The sequence below is a fragment of the Mucilaginibacter myungsuensis genome, assembly GCF_015222005.1.
In the GTDB taxonomy this organism is placed as follows: Bacteria; Bacteroidota; Bacteroidia; order Sphingobacteriales; family Sphingobacteriaceae; genus Mucilaginibacter; species Mucilaginibacter myungsuensis.
This window is the reverse complement of record NZ_JADFFL010000002.1, coordinates 786,718-804,790: the sequence shown is the minus strand read 5'-3', so window position 1 is coordinate 804,790 and position 18,073 is coordinate 786,718. Positions and strand designations below refer to the sequence as shown.

Annotated in this window: 19 protein-coding genes; 6 read left to right on the top strand and 13 right to left on the bottom strand. The window is 47.0% G+C overall.

The features are described from left to right. Nucleotides 1–10: 10 nt before the first annotated feature. The 3 genes from IRJ16_RS07375 to IRJ16_RS07365 form a co-directional block, all read right to left on the bottom strand. The gene (locus IRJ16_RS07375) at nt 11–733 is read right to left on the bottom strand and encodes a DUF2490 domain-containing protein (protein ID WP_194110879.1); all 723 of its coding nucleotides are present in this window, start codon (nt 731–733) and stop codon (nt 11–13) included. Between the two features lie 73 nt (nt 734–806). Beyond that, on the bottom strand, nt 807–1,925 hold the full coding sequence (locus tag IRJ16_RS07370) for an ABC transporter permease (RefSeq protein WP_194110878.1): 1,119 nt from the start codon (nt 1,923–1,925) through the stop codon (nt 807–809). An 88-nt stretch (nt 1,926–2,013) separates the two neighbouring features. After that, the gene (locus tag IRJ16_RS07365; protein ID WP_194110877.1) at nt 2,014–2,778 is read right to left on the bottom strand and encodes an ABC transporter ATP-binding protein; all 765 of its coding nucleotides are present in this window, start codon (nt 2,776–2,778) and stop codon (nt 2,014–2,016) included. Nucleotides 2,779–3,045: 267 nt separating this feature from the next. Between IRJ16_RS07365 and IRJ16_RS07360 the strand changes: the two genes are divergently transcribed. Beyond that, a complete protein-coding gene (locus IRJ16_RS07360) occupies nt 3,046–3,408 on the top strand; it encodes a methionine-R-sulfoxide reductase (protein WP_194110876.1) in 363 nt (120 codons plus the stop codon). Nucleotides 3,409–3,451: 43 nt separating this feature from the next. On the opposite strand, the gene IRJ16_RS23185 is transcribed toward IRJ16_RS07360, so the two are convergent. Next, on the bottom strand, nt 3,452–3,631 hold the full coding sequence (locus IRJ16_RS23185) for a winged helix-turn-helix domain-containing protein (protein WP_194110932.1): 180 nt from the start codon (nt 3,629–3,631) through the stop codon (nt 3,452–3,454). 297 nt (nt 3,632–3,928) lie between these two features. Between IRJ16_RS23185 and IRJ16_RS07350 the strand changes: the two genes are divergently transcribed. Both IRJ16_RS07350 and lysS read left to right on the top strand, forming a co-directional pair. Beyond that, nucleotides 3,929–5,386 carry a ligand-binding sensor domain-containing protein gene (locus tag IRJ16_RS07350; RefSeq protein WP_194110875.1) on the top strand — a complete coding sequence of 486 codons (1,458 nt, stop codon included), beginning with the start codon at nt 3,929–3,931 and terminating at the stop codon, nt 5,384–5,386. Nucleotides 5,387–5,560: 174 nt separating this feature from the next. Next, entirely contained in the window at nt 5,561–7,282 is a 1,722-nt protein-coding gene (lysS, locus tag IRJ16_RS07345) for a lysine--tRNA ligase (RefSeq protein WP_194110874.1), read from the top strand. Nucleotides 7,283–7,405: 123 nt separating this feature from the next. Here lysS and IRJ16_RS07340 read toward each other — a convergent pair whose 3' ends face one another. Continuing rightward, on the bottom strand, nt 7,406–8,035 hold the full coding sequence (locus IRJ16_RS07340) for an NAD(P)H-dependent oxidoreductase (protein ID WP_194110873.1): 630 nt from the start codon (nt 8,033–8,035) through the stop codon (nt 7,406–7,408). Nucleotides 8,036–8,178: 143 nt separating this feature from the next. Here IRJ16_RS07340 and IRJ16_RS07335 point away from each other — a divergent pair, with 143 nt between their 5' ends. Beyond that, complete coding sequence (locus IRJ16_RS07335) at nt 8,179–8,634, top strand: nuclear transport factor 2 family protein (RefSeq protein WP_194110872.1); 456 nt, start codon at nt 8,179–8,181, stop codon at nt 8,632–8,634. Between the two features lie 4 nt (nt 8,635–8,638). Here the strand turns inward: IRJ16_RS07335 and IRJ16_RS07330 are convergent, their stop codons facing one another. From IRJ16_RS07330 to IRJ16_RS07320, 3 genes are all read right to left on the bottom strand, one after another. Next, entirely contained in the window at nt 8,639–8,989 is a 351-nt protein-coding gene (locus tag IRJ16_RS07330) for a Uma2 family endonuclease (protein WP_194110871.1), read from the bottom strand. A 245-nt stretch (nt 8,990–9,234) separates the two neighbouring features. Beyond that, nucleotides 9,235–9,948 (bottom strand): LytR/AlgR family response regulator transcription factor, encoded by a 714-nt coding sequence (locus tag IRJ16_RS07325; protein ID WP_194110870.1) that lies wholly within the window; start codon nt 9,946–9,948, stop codon nt 9,235–9,237. Further along, a complete protein-coding gene (locus IRJ16_RS07320; RefSeq protein ID WP_194110869.1) occupies nt 9,945–11,003 on the bottom strand; it encodes a sensor histidine kinase in 1,059 nt (352 codons plus the stop codon). The genes IRJ16_RS07325 and IRJ16_RS07320 overlap by 4 nt, the downstream gene beginning before the upstream one ends. Before the next feature lie 461 nt (nt 11,004–11,464). Here IRJ16_RS07320 and IRJ16_RS07315 point away from each other — a divergent pair, with 461 nt between their 5' ends. Beyond that, nucleotides 11,465–12,520, top strand: a complete 1,056-nt coding sequence (locus IRJ16_RS07315) for a DUF4932 domain-containing protein (RefSeq protein ID WP_194110868.1) — start codon at nt 11,465–11,467, stop codon at nt 12,518–12,520. Nucleotides 12,521–12,571: 51 nt separating this feature from the next. Here IRJ16_RS07315 and IRJ16_RS07310 read toward each other — a convergent pair whose 3' ends face one another. The 5 genes from IRJ16_RS07310 to IRJ16_RS07290 all read right to left on the bottom strand — a co-directional run bounded on the left by IRJ16_RS07310 (nt 12,572) and on the right by IRJ16_RS07290 (nt 15,543). Beyond that, nucleotides 12,572–13,120: an NUDIX hydrolase gene (locus IRJ16_RS07310; protein WP_194110867.1), complete on the bottom strand. Its 549-nt coding sequence runs from the start codon at nt 13,118–13,120 to the stop codon at nt 12,572–12,574. Continuing rightward, entirely contained in the window at nt 13,117–13,521 is a 405-nt protein-coding gene (locus IRJ16_RS07305; protein WP_194110866.1) for a hypothetical protein, read from the bottom strand. Before IRJ16_RS07305 ends, IRJ16_RS07310 begins: the two co-directional genes overlap by 4 nt. A 100-nt stretch (nt 13,522–13,621) precedes the next feature. Beyond that, on the bottom strand, nt 13,622–14,428 hold the full coding sequence (locus tag IRJ16_RS07300) for a TPM domain-containing protein (RefSeq protein WP_194110865.1): 807 nt from the start codon (nt 14,426–14,428) through the stop codon (nt 13,622–13,624). A gap of 9 nt (nt 14,429–14,437) precedes the next feature. Continuing rightward, entirely contained in the window at nt 14,438–14,872 is a 435-nt protein-coding gene (locus tag IRJ16_RS07295) for a TPM domain-containing protein (RefSeq protein ID WP_194110864.1), read from the bottom strand. Between the two features lie 92 nt (nt 14,873–14,964). Beyond that, nucleotides 14,965–15,543, bottom strand: coding sequence for a LemA family protein (locus IRJ16_RS07290; RefSeq protein WP_194110863.1), 579 nt, complete (start codon nt 15,541–15,543; stop codon nt 14,965–14,967). 166 nt (nt 15,544–15,709) lie between these two features. On the opposite strand from IRJ16_RS07290, the gene IRJ16_RS07285 reads away from it, so the two are divergent. Next, on the top strand, nt 15,710–17,995 hold the full coding sequence (locus IRJ16_RS07285) for a GH92 family glycosyl hydrolase (RefSeq protein ID WP_194110862.1): 2,286 nt from the start codon (nt 15,710–15,712) through the stop codon (nt 17,993–17,995). The last annotated feature ends 78 nt before the right edge of the window (nt 17,996–18,073 follow it).

The following is an 18,073-nucleotide window of genomic DNA, read 5'->3' as shown; positions in this document are numbered from 1 at the left end:
CAACTCAAGATCAATCCGAGGTACTTGGTATCCGCTCGCCGGCAACAGCATTCTTGCGCAGGATGCGGTACATCAGCGTAAATGCGATATTGTTTTTAGCACTGCCTTTACCCGGAACGTAGTTATACTGATTTAACCACGCTGCCTGCAATATCCACTTTTTATCGAACTGATAACCCAAGCCAGCCGAAAAACGGTTGCGCTCGAAATGCGGCTCGTGGTTATTCAGGAATATCTCGTTGAAAACCGTGATAAAAAATGTTTCGGGGCCAACTTTCTTTTTGTTCAGCGGTACAAAAGCATTTATACGATATCTGAAACGGTTGCGGTAATGGCCGTTAAGCCAGCGTTGTTCTATCCGGTACCGATGTTCTAATTTAATGCGGTCCAGGTATTGGCTTAGCGTCATCTGTTGCCACATCCGCGCTTCTATAATAGTCGGGCCGGCACCAAGGTTATTATAGTCGTAGGTAAGGTAGCGCCCACCTCCTAACAGCGCGGTGAAATTTTTATCAAGATCGTAACTCACCCCGCCTTTTGTCTCGTAGTAATTGAACTGGTTAAAAAGTTCGTTACTGCGCGATTGCAGTTCTATCATCCCGCCCCATTTATGGCTGCTATCGCCCGGCATCTGGATGTTGAAAATGCCCCAGCTGCCTAATTTATTGTCTTGCCCAAAAGCAGTGTTGGTGAATATTATTAAGATCAGCAGCGCTTTAAAAACTTTGGACATTGTTAAATTTAATGTAAGTACAGCAAAGGTAAAAAAGTCCATGGACCATTGACTATGGGCTATGGACTTTTTACTACTCCCACTTAAAGATCTTTATCGCCACTGCATACGCAGCGATACCCCATAACAACAAGATGAGTAATTGATGGGTGACATCGCCTAATCCGGCACCCTCAAACGCTACTTTACGCATGGCGTTATTAAGGTGGGTAAGCGGCAACACATCGCTAAGTGAACGTAACCAGGCCGGGAAAGCCGAGGTGCTGAAGAACGTACCCGACAGCAGGAATTGCGGCAGGGTAATGATATTTGCTAATGGTGGTATACTGCTTTCGTTCTTGGCGATGCCTGATACCGTGAACCCAAATCCCATAAATATCAGCAGACCTATAATAGAGAGTACCAGCATATTTAACACCGTCACAAAACCATGTATCAGCGTAAAGCCAAAAAGGTAATGCCCTGTCAAAATAATGATGAGTGCACCGGCCAAACCAAAGATGATGCGGGCCAGCATCTCGCCACCTATAATGCTGTAACCCTTTACCGGGGTAGCAAAAAAGCGCTTGATCACCAGGTTCTGTCGTAGGTTGAGGAACACGAAGGCTGTACCAAAAACGCCGGTGCTCAGCAACGAGAAACCCAACTGACCAGGCAGTATAAAGTCGATATATAAATGTTTGCGCCCGGTAATAGTGGTCTCTTTCAGATCGATCACGTCGGGGATCTTCATGCCCGAAAAGGAGTTGATCTTCTCGTAAACGCTCGACTGTATCTTATAAAAGATGTTATTCAAAGTCGACTTTAAGATCTCGCCCTTGGTGGATGCCTTGCTATATTGAACGGTTAGCCCGATAGGCTTCATCGGCTGCTGTGGCTTTAACTCTATCGAAGCATCAAGCGAGCCCTTAGCTAGGTTCTTCGTAATGTCCTCATTGGATAGTCCCTTGACCAACCGTATCATCGGGTTCTTTTTTAGTGCCTGATAAACGGCATTAGTAGTATCGCTATTTTTAGCTACGGCCACATCAACACTCACCCCGGCACCGCCAACGTTGGCGAACACCACAATGAAGATCAACGGAAAAGCAAGGGTAAATACCACCGCTGATGGGCTGCGCATGGTAGATCTTAAACTGGCCTTGGCAATGGCCATTGTTGCGCGGAAATTGCTGTAATTTTTTGATGTCATAAGTCTTAAGTTTGAAGTCTTGAGTCTGTATTGTATTTATTTAGCCGTTCGCTGAGTCACTTAGAACTTTGGACTCAGAACTTATGACTTACCCTTCCCTCCACTCCTTGCCCGTTTTAGCGATAAAAACATCCTCCAGGTTGGCGGCCTTAACTTGCTTTTTACGTTCGAAGCCGGATGCTACCAACTCATCTATAAAGTGGTCGGGGGTATCTATGCCAATGATATGGCCGCCGTCTACAAAGGCAACGCGGTCGCACAGTTCTTCTGCTTCGTCCATATAGTGGGTGGTGATCACCACGGTGGTACCGCCGTCGCGTATCTGGCGTATCAACTCCCATAAGTTACGGCGGGCTTGCGGATCCAGACCGGTTGTCGGTTCATCTAAAAAGATAATGCGTGGGTTGTTTATCAGCGTAGTGGCGATAGAGAAGCGTTGCTTCTGTCCGCCCGATAGGTCTTTGTATTTAGCCTTGGCTTTGTCGGTCAGCGCTACTTTTTCCAGCATCTCCATAGGTGAGACTTGCACGCCATACAGGCCGCTGAACAGGTCGATAAGTTCGGCCAGGTTAAGGTTGGGGTAGTAGCCGGCGGCTTGCAGCTGTACGCCGATGCGTTGTTTGATGCTGTCGGTATCTCGCTCGATATCGAAACCGTCGACCGTGATACTGCCCGATGTTTTTTGACGGAGGGTCTCAATGATCTCTAAAGTGGTCGTCTTGCCAGCCCCGTTAGGTCCGAGCAAACCAAAGATCTCGCCCTCGAAAACCTCAAAGCTGATACCATTAACGGCCTTAAAATCGCCGTAATGTTTAACCAGATCCTTAACTGTGATGATCGCTTGTTGTGCCATGATGTAAAGATGCAAAGCGATAATGGATGTTTAAGCAAGTTAACGCCGAATGGCAGCTTATTTATGCTGAGTGGTACTTTTTTGAGGCAGAAAGGCCAACGGTAAAAGGCGAAAGTTTTTTTAGATGGTCAAACAGGCGTAAACATTACTTGGTGAAACAAAGGCCGATGCATAATTGTCGTAATTTTGATATCAGATACAAATAAATAAACGCGCAAAGCAAGATCGGTGGGATCTTCTTAAATAAACTGTAAGATCAAGAAAAAAATGGCATATAACGAATTAACACCCGACGAAGAAAGGGTAATACTATACAAAGGGACCGAGCGCCCTTTTACCGGCGAATTATTGAACAATAAGGCGCAAGGCGTGTACGTGTGCAAACGCTGCGATGCCCCGCTGTACCGATCCGAAGATAAATTTGAATCCTTTTGCGGCTGGCCGAGTTTCGACGATGAGATACCAGGCGCTGTCCGCCGCGATGCGGATGCCGATGGCCGACGGGTAGAGATACTTTGCGAAAACTGCGGGGCACACTTGGGCCACGTTTTTGAAGGCGAGTATATGACGGCAAAGAATACGCGCCACTGTGTAAATTCGGTGTCGATGAAGTTTGTACCGCTGGGGTAAGTGGCTGCGGGCTGTTTTATAAGCTGATCTACTGATAGCAACGTCAGCAGATCAGCTTATAACCAAAACCCCTGTTATTGATGATCTGCACCATGTGGTCTATGTTAAGATAACGGCGTAGCCGCGATATATACACATCCAGACTACGCGAGCTGAACAGGTCATCATCGCCCCAAACCTGTGTCAGCAGATCTTTGCGGGGGAGCAGGCGGTTGCGGTGCAGGTATTAAGGAACGTTAACATTAGGAACTTAGACACTAATTTTCTCGGATAAGGACGAATTACCCGAATTCTTCTACTTGCGATACCGCTGTTAAAAATTTGTGCAATTCGATCTAATCGCGACCGCCTCAATAGTAATTAGTGCAGATCAGTGTAAAAACCTTATCACACTACTATCGCAATAACCCAATTAACACTTTTTAACGTTTACTACCATAATTGTTAAATACCTTAGAGGCTGTGTAACAAGGCTGCTTAAAATGAAAAAAGATAGCCATATTTGTGTTAATTATATTCCATGATCATTCGCCCGCTGTTTATTGCTTGTTTGCTGTGTTTGTTAGGTACTAAAGGGCTGTTAGCACAAAATCTTTTTTCGGAGAAAGTTGACGAGCGCCCGGGCATGTCCTACTGCATGGATTGCGGCACCCCGCAGGCTGTATGCGCGCCTTTTACCCTTTCTATCATAGCAGATAAGATCAACTACCGTTATAACTTACAAGGCGGATCGGGCAATGTATCGTTCCAGGTACTGGTAGATTCGTTGGGGTTGGCATCAGTTTTAAGCCACAGCGATGTGAGCCATAGTCCGCTGAGCGATGACCTGGTCATCCTGCTTAACACCGCCATTTGGCGACCGGCCCGTGTGAACGGCAAAAAAGTAAACGCATCGGTGAACGTGATATTTGCCATTGAACATGGCCGTATTGTAGGCCGCATGCAACGTATGGATCTGAGTCAGCTGGCACCAGCCGGTGACGCAACCGTCTACAACAAACAATATCAATACAGCAACCCTTTACTAAAAAATTATACCATTACGGCATTTAACCGCTACAACTCGCCATTGCCCGAGAATGTGAGCACCGCCGCTATGATAGACAGCACCAACCTGCTTTGGTACGGCAGCGATCACGGCATGACGCTGTACAATGGCGAAGCCTTTACGCAACTGAACGAGGTGAACTCGCCGTTCACTCCAACCACCGAAGTTGTGGCTATAGCCGCCGATAAGGATAACACCAAGTGGATCTACGCTAACAAAGCCATCTTTACTTTTAACGACAAAGGCTGGCAGGTATTCGACTCGACCAGGTTGCAGATCGCCCGACCGTACAAGATCGTGGCTACATCTACCGGCGAGATATTTTTCCCGACAGGCAAAGGTTTGATGATCTTTAAAGAAGGTAAAGTGCGGTTGATCGATAAAAACGTGGTTTTCCAAATGCCGTCTAACGATGTGAAGTATGCTTACTTCGATAGCAAAAAACGCCTTTGGATGGGCACCTCCCGCGGATCGATCATGATCGGTAAGAGCGAAAAGGTGACGGCCTACAACGGCAGCAAAACCCCGCTTAACAACACCATCATCACCAACATTACTGAGGATGGTAAAGGCAATATGTATTTTGCCCTGCACGCATTTAACAATACCGGCGACGACATGGATCAGGAAGGCCTGGCCATCCTGAGCGCCGATGGTAAGTGGTCTTTTTATAACGATAAAAATTCCGGTCTGCCGGCTAACCACATCACCACCCTGCTTTACGACAAAGTAGAGAACGCCTTATGGTTGGGCACTGATAAGTCGGGCATAGCCCGCTTCGACCTGAAAGACGGTTGGGAAAATTACCATAACGGTAATAGCAAAATGCCGGGCTTCAACATTTTCCAACTGATGCAGGATGCCAAAGGGCAGATCTATGCTACTACTGCTAATGGATTGGTGAGGATATCAAGAGGGAGTGCCCAGTAGGCGGTTAGTTTGCAGTTAGGGATCGGAACATTATTGTAGCGTGTCATTCTGAGCTTGTTGAAGAACGACACGGACGGCGGTGTTCACTCAACTGCTTCTCACGCCTCAAATCTATCATCTCATATCTCCCCAAAATTCCCTATTTTTGCGCCTCAATAAATTACTGATACAGAAATGAGTATTGCCCTATCCGAACAGGAAATATTTCGTCGCAAGTCGTTAGCCGAATTGCGTGCTTTAGGTATTGACCCTTATCCGGCCGAAGAATATAAGGTTACCGCCTTTGCTAAGGATATCAATGATAATTTTGAAGCTAACCCTGATGCCTTTAAGGAAGTGACCGTTGCCGGTCGTATCATGTTACGCCGTATCATGGGTAGCGCTGCTTTTTTTGAATTGCAAGATAGCACCGGCCGTGTGCAGGTGTACATTAAGCGTGATGATATTTGCCCGGGCGAAGACAAGACCCTATATAATACCGTATTTAAAAAACTGTTAGATATTGGCGATTACGTTGGTGTTAAAGGCTATGGTTTCATTACACAAACAGGCGAGATATCAGTACATACGCAGGAGCTGACCATCCTATCAAAATCGTTGAAACCGCTTCCGGTGGTCCGTCGTGATGATGATGGCAATGTATATGATGCTTTTACCGATCCTGAATTACGTTACCGTCAACGCTATGTCGACTTGACCGTTAACCCGGATTACAAACTGATCTTCATTAACCGCTCTAAAGTAATTAACACTATGCGTAATTACTTTAACGATCAGGGTTGGATGGAGGTAGAGACGCCAATATTGCAGTCTATCCACGGTGGCGCGGCGGCACGTCCGTTCAATACGCACCACAATACTTTGGATATGCCACTGTACCTGCGTATCGCAAACGAGCTATATCTGAAAAGATTGATCGTTGCAGGCTTTGATGGCGTGTACGAGTTCGGTAAGATGTTCCGTAACGAAGGTATGGACCGCACGCACAACCCGGAGTACACCGCAATGGAGATCTATGTAGCCTATAAAGACTACATCTGGATGATGGCCATGGTAGAGGAATGTTTGGCCAAGGTCGCAATGGCCGTACACGGTACTACCAAAGTTAAAGTGGGCGATAAAGAGATCGAATTTGGCGGCGAGTACGAAAAGCTGTCGATGTATGATTCGATCCTAAAATATACAGGTATCGATGTATCGCAAATGGACGAGGCGGCGTTACGTCAAACCTGTGGCGGCTTAGGTATCGAAGTTGATGCTACCATGGGCAAAGGTAAACTGGTTGACGAGATCTTCAGCGCTAAAGTTGAAGCTAACCTGATCCAGCCGACCTACATTACCGATTACCCTATCGAGATGACCCCGCTGGCTAAAAAACACCGCAGCAAAGATGGCTTGGTAGAGCGTTTTGAATTATTTGTTAACGGCAAAGAGATCGCTAACGCTTATTCTGAGCTGAACGATCCGATCGATCAGCGTGAGCGTTTTGAGGATCAGTTGTTATTGGCCGGTCGTGGTGATGAAGAAGCCATGGCAACCGACGAGGACTTTTTACGCGCCTTAGAATACGGTATGCCGCCAACATCGGGCTTAGGTGTCGGTATCGACCGTTTGGTGATGCTGATGACCAACCAAAGCACCATCCAGGAAGTATTATTCTTCCCGCAAATGCGCCCGGAGAAAAAAGCGAAGGTTGTTACTGTTGATGATTTTGTAGCTGCCGGTGTAGCTGCCGAATGGGTGCCTGTCCTGAATAAAATGGGCTTCAACACCGTTGAAGAACTGAAAGCCGGCAATCCGAATAAGGTATTTAACGACCTTGGCGGGATGCGTAAGAAATTAAAGTTAGATCTGACCATGCCTGCTAAAGAAGAGGTGATGGCTTGGTTCGCGTAAGCAGAGCTCTGCTTATAGATAACAAAAAAAGAGGTGCAATTTGCGCCTCTTTTTTTATAAAGCTTCATTATCGGAAATCACCAAGTAGCCGGTAGTAGCTCCTCATGATGGCGCGCGGCTCGCTTATATCCTAATAAACAACTGATCTTCCGGCTTACGCACTTTGGCAGCTTTGCTGTATACGTCGGCATCAGAGCGGTAACCTACGGCTACAGCTACGCTGGCGGTCAGGCCTTTTTCGGTCAGTCCCAATACTTCGTTAAAACCATCTACACTAAAGCCTTCCATGCTGCAAGCGTCTATCTTTAGATCGGCAGCAGCGGCGGTTAATACGCCTACCGAAATGTAGGCTTGTTTTTGCGCCCAGGCAATGTTCTCTGCTTCGGTCCTGCTTTTGATAGAGCCGTTCACCATACCCTCAAATCCGGCTAATGATGCACGGTCTACGCCGCGGGTTGTGGCAACGTTATCAATAAATGTGGCTACCAATTGCTCGTCAACTTTGGTTTCGGCAGCAAAAATGATCAGTGCCGATGCATCGGTGATCTGTGCCTGGTTATAACCTACCTCGCGCAACTTTGCACGTACGGCCGGGTCTGTTACCACAATAATGCGATAAGGTTGCAAACCACCCGATGATGGTGCCAAACGGGCTGCTGCTAAAAGGTCGTTCAATTGCTCGTCGCTAACTTTTTTATCCGCGTCGAATATCTTGATGGCTGCGCGCCATTTTAAATCTTCTAATAGTGCCATTGTTCTATGTGTTTTTAAAGTTCGATGGCAAAATTGATGTTTAAACATTTATTATCGGTCATAAAATTGTGATCGCTTTGTCACACCAATCTGTTATTTGTGGTCATATTATTAAAATGATATCTTAGTAAAAACTGAACGCCATGTACAAAACCGCCCTTGCCCTGCTCCTCAGCATATTTACGCTATCAGCCTTTTGCCAAACCGACGAGGCTGACATCAAAAAAACGATCACTACCATGTTTGACGGGATGCGCAAAGGCGATACGGCCATGCTGGCAGCTACCTTTCACAAGGATATGGTATTGCAAAGTGTGGGGATCAACAAAGACGGGTCGACCCGATTGGTGACCGAGAAAGCATCAGCTTTTGTAACCAGCGTAGGCAAACCGCACACCGAAGTTTACGACGAGCGGATCACCTTCAACGATATTAAGATCGACGGTCCTTTAGCCATGGCGTGGACACCTTACAAGTTTTACGTTGGCGAAAAGTTCAGCCATTGCGGAGTGAATATTTTTCAGATGATGAAGACCACCGCAGGGTGGAAGATCATTTACATTGTAGATACCCGCCGCAAGGATAAGTGTGTGGAGTAACGGTTTAGAATTTTACTTTCAATGATAGCTGTTGGATGTCCACCTCCCCTGCTTGCGAAGTTTTAAGTTCATAAACACCATCTACCAACAGATAATGCCAAACCTGTTTGGTTTCCGGGTCTATGATGAAATACTCAAGGATGCGGTTGCGCTGGTAGAGTTCTAATTTGGTTTGCCTGTCAAGTTTATCGTTGGTCGATAAGATCTCTATCACGAAATCAGGTGAGCCAACAACTCCTTTTTTTTGAATGATATCGCTTCGGTCTGCTTTTACAAAAAGAAGATCTGGCTGAACAACGTTTTCACCACCTTCATTCAGGTAAACATCATAAGGGGCTGCAAATATCTCTCCCAAGCATTATCGCTAACATAAAGCTCTATCCGGGAGGATAATTTCATTGAAATTCTTTGGTGATCGGTAGTAGGTGATGGCGACACATATAAAGCGTTGTCAATTACTTCGCATAAAGTTACTTCGGGTAGCATTTCAAATACTTCCATCGCCGTGCGGGGTATGCCCAACAATACTTCCTTCATGATAGTCTAATATACAAAGAAAACCAAATAGCGGCAAAAAGTTTTTGTCTCGACAGCGTAAGATCACCCCTTATCTATTACCTTATAAAACCCCTCCCTATAATTATCCCCAACGGGAATGATCGTATCGCCAATAAATATCCTACCACGCTCTACCGAGTTAATATGACGTAGGTTAACAATGTACGAGCGATGCACGCGTATAAATTCCGTTAATGGCAGTTGCTCTTCTATTCTCTTAAGCGTCTGCAAGGTCATCACGCGAGCGGCCGGGGTATGTATGGATACGTAATTCTGCACACCTTCAATGTAAAGGACATCCGCCAGGTTTATTTTTTGGATACGGTGTTCGGTCTTAACAAAAATGTACTCCGGCGATGGCGGAGTGGTCAGCGGTGCTTGCACCTCTGTCGGCATTGCGAAACGGCTTAAAGCTTTCTCTGCCGCTCGGTAAAACTTATCAAAGCTGATGGGTTTTAGCAGGTAATCCACCACGTCGTGCTCGTAACCATCCAGCGCGTATTCGGCATAGGCCGTGGTGAGGATGAACTTGCATTGCGGCCCGGCTATTTTCATCAATTGCAGGCCGGTCAGTTGCGGCATTTGTATGTCGAGGAACACCAGGTCGGTTCTTTGTTGGCGGATCATCTCCAGGCCTTGCACAGGATCGGTAGCGCTGCCAACTAATTCCAAAAAGGAAACTTTACTCGCGTAATCGGCCAGGATATCTATCGCCAAAGGTTTATCATCAATGATGAGGCAGCGTAGTTTTTTCATATCAGTTGCAGGCTTAGGTCGATGGTGTAGCGGCCGGCGGTATCGCTAATGGTCAGTTGGTGTTCGCCGGGATAGGTCAGCTCCAAACGTCGGCGTACATTCTGTAAGCCGATACCACCTGTTCTGTCTTTCTCGCCGCCCAGTTTTTGGTTAGCTACACGGAATAATAACTCATTATTAAAAACATCCAGTTCGATGATGATGGGATGCGCCGGGTCATTGATCACACCATGCTTAAAGGCATTCTCAACAAAAGCGATGAATAATAGCGGCGGGATCTGCTGCTCGCCTATCTGGCCATTTACGCGGAAGTTTATATGGGCATCGCCCTTGGCGCTGATGCGCTGCAACTCGATCACGTTTTGCAGGTAAGTTACCTCGCTCTTTAACGACATCAGCTCATCATTACTTTCGCGGAGCATGTAGCGCAATATTTCCGATAATTTCAGCAGGGCCTCGGGTGCCTGCTCCGACTTTTGGTAGGTGAGCGAATAGATATCGTTAATACTATTGAACAAAAAATGCGGGTTGATCTGCGAGCGGAGGAAGGCCAGCTCGGCGCCGGCCCGTTCTTTTTCCAATTCTTGCTGCCGATGGCGGTCGCGGTACCAGCTTTCGGCAAAAAAATACATCAAGCCATAAATGAAATAGGCCGGGAAATAGTAAAAGATAATGTTGGTGGTGTAATATTTAAAAGTGACCTCACCACCCCGGTAGTTATCGAACCCGATCACCGGCTTAAAGAAACCAAACTCGACCATGTAGCGCCAAACGATGAGCGATATCGTGATCAAGATCGTGTATAACAAAGCCTTCCAATAATTCTTTTTGACGAATAATTGCGGGGCTACCAGCCAGTAGTTCGCGTAGAAACATAGGGCGGTTATGCTGTAAAAGCCAAGCTCGATCGTAAAGTATTTTATAAATAGCAGCAGATCCTTTGGCTGATCTTTGAGCGAAAAGTAGGTGTTACGCAAAAACGACGGCACACTATGGTTCAGTATCAACAACAGCCAAAAAGCGACATGCAGCAATATGATGTGTTTCCGTTTCATCGGCTAAATATAGATCGGTGCGATGGCTTTCAGAGCAAAAATACACCGATAGGCCTTTTTTGATGACGAAAAGGAGAAGCCACTTTGGCATTGCGACCATTACCCCTCATATACGCAAGTGATATGGCAACGCCTTTGGTCGTCCCCTAAATTAGGGGACAGCAGCGGCAGTGCAATTTGCAGTTGCTTTGATAGGGGTAAAAGACGGCGAAAGGAAGCCGCACCCCGGTATTGCGACTATTTACCCCTCATGAGCTCAAGTGCTATGGCAACGCCGGTGGTCGTCCCCTAATTTAGGGGACAGCAACGGCAGTGCAATTTGCACTGGCTTTGACAGGGGTAGACTGCAAGGATAGAACATCCTCATCCCGCCCATTCATCAACAAAAACACCCTGTTCATCAATCGCAATTGTCGCGATGGCATTATCGGCTCAACTTAGCATTATCAAATTTTATCGACATGAAAAAACTATTGATCATTTGCTTTGCGGCTTTGCTGCCTTTTAAAACTTTTAGTCAGGATAAACTCATCGTGAATGTGCACCCGGGTGTGGAGCTGTTCACCATTGTGCAGATACTGGCCGAGAAATATCCCGACCCTAACCCATCGCTATACACTACCGAGGCGATGGCTTACTTTGGTAAGTTTAAGGACCACCCGGCGGTTAAAAAGGTGGCTACATTTGAAAAGTCATACACTGACCTCGTAGAGCTGGGCTGGTGTATGAGCGATTTCCCTAATATCAAGATCTACGAACCGACCGACCTGAACTGGTACAAACATTACGGCAAAGAGAACACGCTGGAATACATTCGTTTGTGCCGCGATTTCTTTAACGATACCAAATTCTGGGATTTCTTTCAGGCGCACCAAACCCGTTATACTAAATGGGGCAATGACCTGAAAGCTAATGTCGATTCAGGTAAGCTGATCGCTAAGCTGGAGAGCTTTTATAAGTACAGCAAGCCCCTGACCTGGAACATCTGCATAGATCCGCTGAACAGCTGGGGATCGCATGCGATCATGACCAAAACGCTTAACCCTCAATTTAGCGATATGCTGGTTTACAACACCGGCTTTTTTAACCGCGAAGGGAAAAAAGATGCCGACCCGGTATTTGAGTTCAAGAACTTTGAGAACCTGGTTTGGCATGAGGGCAGCCATGTGTACATTAACGGCTTGCTGCAGCAATACGCTAAAGAGATAGATGCACTCAGCTATCTGTTCAATAAGGACGACGATGGTATGAAACGCAACGGCATCAGCAATTGGGCCTATTGCATGGACGAGAACATTGTCCGCTCAGTGGTGGCCGCCCTGTACAAACAGTACCGTACCGAACGTCAGTATAAACGCCAGGTAGCCCGCGAGACAGGCAGCGATTTTATTTATGTAGAGGATATTCAACCTTTCATCAGCAAGAACTATATCAACAGCAAAAAATATAAGAGTTTTGCTGAGTTCTTCCCCGAGATATTGAAAATGCTAAAGAAAAAATATCCGCAAAAGGGTTAGGTGACGATGCAGACTTACGAGGTTTCAAAAACCTCGTAAGTTTAAATGTTATTACAATACCCCCAGCTTACTCAATCCATAAAACAAGGCCGTACAATGCAGGGCCTGCGGGATCTTGTTATCGGCAAGTAGTTGTTTGATCTCGGCGATGGTGTATTGCTCTACAATGATCTCCTCATGCTCGTCCAAGTCCTGAGCCTGTACTTTTTTGCCGCCTTTGGCCAGATAGCAAAAGGTTTGGTTAGTGGCCGTGGCAGGATTAGGATAAATGGTAGCGGTCAATTCGATATCCTCAAAAAGGTAGCCGGTCTCTTCCAATAGTTCGCGGCGCATGGCATCTATCGGGGCTTCGTCACCATCTATCACACCGCCGGGTATTTCTAACGACACGATACCGGCCGCGTGGCGGTATTGACGCACCATTAATATCTTGCCGTCCTCGGTAATGGCAACGCCGTTCACCCAATTGGGATATTCAAGTACATAATAATCTGGCATGATGCGGCCATCTGGCATTTCGCATCTATCGGTACGGAGAGTAGCCCATGGGCCTTTGTGGATGTATTCAGAATGGAGCAGTTTCCATTTAAGATCGGTCATTTGGAAGTGTTAAAGTAGCCGTAAATGGCTTTGCGTTTTTCAATATTCTCGAACGAGTCATAATGATGTTTCGTTTCGAGCACATCAAATATGACCATCACTTTTTTAAGCAGAAGTGCGGTCTCATCGTCGGCCTCAAAAGGCTCGGCGTAAAGATACAATAATTGGCTCAGGCCATTCAGCTTTTCGGCACTGTAAGTGTTTTTTTGCAGTTGGGCTTTAAAGTTGTCCTCATCTAAGGCAAGCAGCTGCTCTACCTCCAAGTCATACTCATCCTGCAAAACGTGGTTAAATTGCTGCTCGAACTCCGTAAAACTCCCGTCGGCCTTCAACCCGATCATTCGGGCGAACATCAGGGTCATCTTGTTGATCTCGTTCAGTATCGTGTCTTTCTGAAACATCTTTTTTAGGTTAAAGGTCAAAGGCGAAAGAATAAAGGTGAACGGGTAAGAGGTAAAAGATCCTAAAAACTAACCTTTATCCTTTCGCCTTTAACCTTCCCTACCAACTCCCGCTGGATCCGCCACCGCCGAAGCTCCCGCCGCCGAAACCACCGAAGCCGCCACCGCCGCCCGATGAACCTCCGCCGCCACCGGAGAATCCTCCCCAGCCACCGCCGCCACGGTTACCGCTATTCATCATCGATCCGGCTAAGAACCACCAGAATGGGCTCGCTCCGCCTCGGCTCCCGATAATGCTGCCGCCACCACCGCCGCGGTTGCGGAATATCAGTATCAGGACAAATATCACAATAATGATCACCAAGCCCACAGAGCCACCCACAGCTTTTCCGTTGCCTTTAGACTTTTTAGCTTTCGGCTCGGCTTTGTACTCGCCTTTCATGAACTTGATCAGCTGGTCGGTAGCCTTATCAAGTCCGGCGTAGTAATCATCCGCTTTAAATTGCGGGAGGATATCGTTATAGATGATATCGTGCGTAACACCATCGGGCACAGCACCTTCGGCACCATAGCCTGTTTGGATGGCAACCTTGCGGTCGTCCTTAGCAACCAAAACGATGATGCCGTTATTTTTGTCCTTAGAGCCTACGCCCCATTTACGACCTAACAAAGCGGCGTATTCGTTGATATCGTACCCTCCGGTCGACTTCATGATCACCACCGCGATCTGCGTAGTGGTCGAGTCGTCAAAAGCAACCAGTTTATTTTCTAACTGTTGCTTTTGATCTTGAGTAAGGGTATTGGTAAAGTCGGTTACCAGGGTATTAGATTTTGGCGGGAACTCCTGCGCAAAGCCAATGACACTGCACAGCAGCAGTCCCAGGCAAAATATCAGTTTCTTTAACATAGGTCCAAATTATTCGCCGTCCATAAAGGCAACGTCGTCGGGTAGTTCGTTCTTGTCACCTTTGGCGTAAGGGAAAAATTTTTTTAGTTGCTTGCCGGCCATCTTCACGCCCTCAACAATTCCTTCGATCAATTGACCGTGTTTAAATTGCTCCAGCATGCATTCCTTAGCCGAGTCCCAAAAATCAGGCGGGACAACGGCGTTAATGCCCGCATCGCCAATGATGGCGAACTTACGATCGACAGTAGCCAAATAGATCAGCACGCCGTTACGCAACTTGGTTTTGTCCATTTCAAGGCGATAGAAATAGTTGGCGGCACGGTCCAGCACGTCCTCGCTGCAGGTTTTCTCTACGCAAACGCGTATCTCGCCCGAGGTATTGGTCTCGGCAGACTCCACTGCGCGGCGTATCTGCAATTGTTCTTCTTCGGTAAACAGTTTCATGGTGATCAGTTTTGAGCAGTGAGTTTTGAGTGATGAATTTTGGAGAAAGCGTATTTTTCCTTACTCAAAACTCAGCACTCATAACTGGAAATTTAAAATTGCACCTTCGGTGCTTTGTCAGAACCTTCGTCGGCACTGAAATAGCCTTTCGCTGCAAATCCGAACATCTTAGCCGTAAGGTTGGCCGGGAATGAGCGGATCTTGCTGTTGTAATCCTGCACAGCAGTGTTAAAGTCGTTGCGTGCCATGGTAATACGGTTCTCGGTACCTTCTAACTGGTCCTGCAACTTTTTAAAGCTATCGTTGGCCCTCAGGGTCGGATAGTTCTCGGTCACGCTTAATAATCGGCCTAAGGCTGTGCTTAACTGGCCTTGTGCTTCCTGATACTGCTTGATCGACTCCGGCGTTAATTTGCTGGCATCAACCTGTACAGACGTTGCTTTGGCGCGGGCCTCTACCACGGCGGTCAGCGTCCCTTTTTCAAAGTTGGCTTCGCCTTTAACGGTATTTACCAGGTTAGGGATCAGGTCGGCACGGCGTTGGTATTGGCTTTGTACAGCACCCCATTTGCCTTTAACGTTCTCGTCCAGCTTAACCATACTGTTATAACTGCAAGAACTTAGCGACATCACGGCCACTACTGCTATCATTACTGAAAGGAATCTTTTCATCGTATTTGTAATTGTTGTTGGTTTATTGATAAGATACAAAAGGCATACCGTTGTTACATAATGTACGCTGATATGACATAATGGCAAGATAGGACAATTTGTTTGTTAAGAACGTGATTACCGTCATTTACGTTATATTTGGGAAAACATCCGTATCCAAACAAAAATGAAAAAAGCTTTTCTGGCGATATTCCTATCAAGCGCTTTGAGCGCCGGGGCGCAAAACCTGGTGCAATATGTTAAACCTATTATCGGCACCGCGCGTATGGGCCACGTTTACCCGGGCGCTACATCACCTTTCGGCTCGGTACAGTTAAGTCCCGAGACCGATACCATTAGCTACGAGAAACCGGGCGGTGGTTACAATGGAGATGTGTACAAATATTGCGCGGGTTACCAGTACGAGGATAAGACCATCGTAGGGTTTAGCCATACCCACTTTAGCGGTACCGGTCACTCCGATCTGGGCGACTTTTTGGTGATGCCAAGCGTAGGTAAGCTATTGCTTAACCCGGGCACTGCCGATAAACCGGGGAGCGGTTTCCGTTCGCCATTCTCGCATGCTAACGAGGTGAGCGAAGCCAATTATTACAAAGTAAAACTGGATGGCCCGAATGTTTTGGCCGAGATGACCACCACCACCCGAGTGGGCTTTCATCAATATACCTTCCCTAAGTCAGACGATTCGCACATCATCCTGGATCTGATGGCGGGTATCTACAACTATCCTGAAAAGAACCTGTGGACATACGTGCGCATGGTGAACGATAGCACACTTGTTGGTTACCGCAGCACCAGCGGCTGGGCGCGTACCCGTAACCTGTACTTCGCGATCACGTTCAGCAAAAAATTCACATCATGGGGATACCGAAATTTTAGCGGTAAACAATCTTACAATGGTTTTTGGGGACAGTTCCGTAATACACCTAACTTTCCCGAGATCGCCGGTCGCCAGTTAAGGACCTACTTTAACTTTAAAACCACCGAGGGCGAAAAGATCAAAGTAAAAATGGCTTTATCGCCGGTGAGTATGGATGGCGCTTTGGCTAACATGAAAGCCGAAGCACCGGGCTGGGATTTTGATCAGGTAAAAAAAGCCGGTCAGGATGCATGGGAAAAGGAATTGCATAAGATAGAAGTGAAAGCCCTTAACAAGGACGAGATGAACAACTTCTACACGGCCATGTACCACACCATGATCAACCCGACCATTTACATGGATACCGACGGCAGCTACCGCGGTCTTGATCAGAATAACCACAAGGCCGATGGTTTTGCCAACTATACCACCTTCTCGCTTTGGGATACTTACCGCGCGCTGCACCCGCTCTTTAACATTATGGAGCCTAAGCGCAACGCGGACATGATCAAATCGATGTTGGCCCACTACGATCAAAGCCCGGAGCATATGCTGCCGATCTGGTCAAACTCGGCTAACGAGAATTGGTGTATGAGCGGGTACCACTCGGTTGCCGTTATTGCCGACGCGATCGTTAAAGGTAACGTTGAAGGCATTGACGTTAACCATGCTTTAGAAGCCTGTGTAACCACCGCCCGCCGCCGCGATTACGCCGCCATTGGCGACTACATTGACCGTGGTTACATCGCTGCCGAGAAAAGCGGCACTTCGGTATCATCAACCCTGGAGTATGCTTATGACGATTGGGCCATTGCACAATTAGCTAAGAAGCTGGGCAAGAACGATATTTACGAGGAGTTCACTAAACGCTCGCTGAACTACAAGAACGTGTTTAACGCCAAATCGCACTTTATGCAACCAAGGTTGGCGGATGGCAGCTTTAAAACAGGTTTCGACCCGTTCACTACCCACAACATGGGCTTTATTGAAGGTAACTCGTGGAACTATTCTTTATTCGTTCCGCAAGATCCGAAAGCGCTGATCGGTATGATGGGTGGCAATAAAAAGTTCGTCACTTACATGGATAGCCTTTTCAGTTACGACCTGCCTGAGAAATATTTTGCCGAGACCGAGGATATCACCAAAGACGGTATCATTGGTAACTATGTGCATGGTAACGAGCCATCGCACCACGTGGTTTACTTATACAATTGGACCGACAAACCATGGAAAGCGCAAGAGAAGATCCGCATGATCCTGAAACGCATGTACAAACCAACATCCGACGGTTTAGGCGGTAACGACGACACCGGCCAAATGAGCGCCTGGTACATCTTCAGCTCTTTAGGTTTTTACCCGGTTGCGCCTGGTTCAACAGAATACGCTATCGGCACCCCGGCGGTCTATAACGCCACGATCAACCTGCCTAACGGCAAAAAATTTGTGATCGAAGCCAAGAACCAAAGCGAAAAGAACGTATTTGTTCAAAAGACCATCCTGAACGGAAAGGTGCTCACCAAACCATTCCTAAATCACGAGGATATTGTGAATGGCGGTACGCTTACTTTCGAGATGGGGGCTAAGCATAAGTAGGATTTGAGGCTACTGAATACGAAAGCGGCTGCTCCTGATAAGGGCAGCCGCTATTTGTTTTTAGTAAACCTGTAACAA

Excerpts from the sequence above, each read along its gene's own strand:
- IRJ16_RS07375 (WP_194110879.1), bottom strand. The coding sequence starts at position 733 with ATGTCCAAAGTTTTTAAAGCGCTGCTGATCTTAATAATATTCACCAAC.
- IRJ16_RS07370 (WP_194110878.1), bottom strand. The coding sequence starts at position 1,925 with ATGACATCAAAAAATTACAGCAATTTCCGCGCAACAATGGCCATTGCC.
- IRJ16_RS07365 (WP_194110877.1), bottom strand. The coding sequence starts at position 2,778 with ATGGCACAACAAGCGATCATCACAGTTAAGGATCTGGTTAAACATTAC.
- IRJ16_RS07360 (WP_194110876.1), top strand. The coding sequence starts at position 3,046 with ATGGCATATAACGAATTAACACCCGACGAAGAAAGGGTAATACTATAC.
- IRJ16_RS07350 (WP_194110875.1), top strand. The coding sequence starts at position 3,929 with ATGATCATTCGCCCGCTGTTTATTGCTTGTTTGCTGTGTTTGTTAGGT.
- lysS (WP_194110874.1), top strand. The coding sequence starts at position 5,561 with ATGAGTATTGCCCTATCCGAACAGGAAATATTTCGTCGCAAGTCGTTA.
- IRJ16_RS07340 (WP_194110873.1), bottom strand. The coding sequence starts at position 8,035 with ATGGCACTATTAGAAGATTTAAAATGGCGCGCAGCCATCAAGATATTC.
- IRJ16_RS07335 (WP_194110872.1), top strand. The coding sequence starts at position 8,179 with ATGTACAAAACCGCCCTTGCCCTGCTCCTCAGCATATTTACGCTATCA.
- IRJ16_RS07325 (WP_194110870.1), bottom strand. The coding sequence starts at position 9,948 with ATGAAAAAACTACGCTGCCTCATCATTGATGATAAACCTTTGGCGATA.
- IRJ16_RS07320 (WP_194110869.1), bottom strand. The coding sequence starts at position 11,003 with ATGAAACGGAAACACATCATATTGCTGCATGTCGCTTTTTGGCTGTTG.
- IRJ16_RS07315 (WP_194110868.1), top strand. The coding sequence starts at position 11,465 with ATGAAAAAACTATTGATCATTTGCTTTGCGGCTTTGCTGCCTTTTAAA.
- IRJ16_RS07310 (WP_194110867.1), bottom strand. The coding sequence starts at position 13,120 with ATGACCGATCTTAAATGGAAACTGCTCCATTCTGAATACATCCACAAA.
- IRJ16_RS07305 (WP_194110866.1), bottom strand. The coding sequence starts at position 13,521 with ATGTTTCAGAAAGACACGATACTGAACGAGATCAACAAGATGACCCTG.
- IRJ16_RS07300 (WP_194110865.1), bottom strand. The coding sequence starts at position 14,428 with ATGTTAAAGAAACTGATATTTTGCCTGGGACTGCTGCTGTGCAGTGTC.
- IRJ16_RS07295 (WP_194110864.1), bottom strand. The coding sequence starts at position 14,872 with ATGAAACTGTTTACCGAAGAAGAACAATTGCAGATACGCCGCGCAGTG.
- IRJ16_RS07290 (WP_194110863.1), bottom strand. The coding sequence starts at position 15,543 with ATGAAAAGATTCCTTTCAGTAATGATAGCAGTAGTGGCCGTGATGTCG.
- IRJ16_RS07285 (WP_194110862.1), top strand. The coding sequence starts at position 15,710 with ATGAAAAAAGCTTTTCTGGCGATATTCCTATCAAGCGCTTTGAGCGCC.